At 43.0% G+C, this 298-nt stretch carries 1 protein-coding gene; it reads right to left on the bottom strand.

From position 1 onward, the window contains the following. Positions 1-298: Ig-like domain-containing protein (locus HMPREF2802_RS08335; protein WP_256277934.1), on the bottom strand; the 298-nt coding region annotated here is incomplete at both ends.

Here is a 298-nt window from a genome sequence, read left to right as displayed (position 1 = left end):
AACGTTGCCGTCTTTGTCTTTAGCTGTAACTGTAATTTCTTCGCCACCTTGTAGGTCTTTTGGTAAGTCGATACTGTAGTTACCTTCATCATCGGCTGTTCCTGTGATTGGATCATGGCCTGGAATATTTACAGTAACTTCTGATCCTGGTTCTGCTTTACCTTTAATAGTGTCGTCTTCACTATTCACATCGTTCGCCGTTGGGGCATCTGGTGCTGTTTTGTCAGCTACTGTTGTTGTCGCTTTATCTGAAGTATTGCCTGCTTTATCTGTCGCAGTTACTTCAAGTTCTTCTCCA

The organism is Staphylococcus sp. HMSC071G07 (assembly GCF_001811435.1).
GTDB classification, from domain to species: domain Bacteria; phylum Bacillota; class Bacilli; order Staphylococcales; family Staphylococcaceae; genus Staphylococcus; species Staphylococcus pettenkoferi.
The sequence above is the reverse complement of the archived record's forward strand: the minus strand, read 5'-3'. Positions and strand labels throughout refer to the sequence as shown.